General features: G+C 59.0%; 2 protein-coding genes. Both read left to right on the plus strand.

Going from position 1 to position 884, the window contains the following annotated elements:
* Window positions 1-234 (plus strand): efflux RND transporter permease subunit (locus KYK83_RS17070; protein ID WP_222829099.1); only part of this gene is annotated, 234 nt, incomplete at its 5' end.
* Window positions 235-302: 68 nt separating this feature from the next.
* A partial coding sequence (locus KYK83_RS17075) for a HupE/UreJ family protein (RefSeq protein ID WP_222829100.1) occupies window positions 303-884 on the plus strand: 582 nt, incomplete at its 3' end.

Here is an 884-nt window from a genome sequence, read left to right on the forward strand (position 1 = left end):
CTCATGACCGCACTCGTCGCAAGCCTCGGCTTCGTTCCGATGGCTCTGAATGTCGGGCTCGGTTCGGAGGTGCAGCGTCCGCTCGCGACGGTCGTCATCGGCGGGATCGTCTCGGCTACCGCGCTGACACTGCTGGTTCTGCCAGCACTTTACAGGGTGGTTCGCGGCGAACGCACGGAAGTCCCGGAGACAGGGACATCCGACGGAAACCCCAACCCCCAACTCGCAAGCTGAAGCCGGAGCGGTCGTCCGCAGGGTGCAATCCCGCGGGCGGCCGACATCCGGGACCGGAGAACGAAATAATGTCCATAACGCAATCTCTTTCCAATACATCAGTCGTGCGCATTCTCGCGCTCGCTGCAGTTCTGTTGATCTTCCTCGCCTCGGGTGCCGAAGCGTGGGCGCACAATGTCGCCGAGGGGGACAAGGGCTACATCCAGGAGAGCAGCGGAACGCTGATCCTGCCCTTCATCTATCTCGGCGCGAAACACATGGTGACCGGATACGATCACCTGCTCTTTCTTTTCGGCGTCATCTTCTTTCTCTACCGGTTGAAGGACGTCGGAATCTACGTGACGCTGTTCGCGATCGGCCATTCGACCACGCTGCTGTTCGGTGTCCTGACCGGTATCACCGCCAACGCCTATCTCATCGATGCGATCATCGGTCTGTCGGTCGTCTACAAGGCGTTGGACAATCTCGGTGCCTTCCAGCGGTGGTTCGGATTCCAGCCAAGTACCAAGGCAGCAACCCTCATTTTCGGCTTCTTTCACGGCTTCGGCCTTGCCACGAAGATCATCGAATTCGAGATCGCCGAAGACGGCCTCATCCCAAATCTTCTCGCCTTCAATGTCGGTGTGGAAATCGGGCAATTGCTCGCCCTT

This window comes from Qipengyuania pacifica (assembly GCF_019857205.1).
GTDB lineage: Bacteria > Pseudomonadota > Alphaproteobacteria > Sphingomonadales > Sphingomonadaceae > Qipengyuania > Qipengyuania pacifica.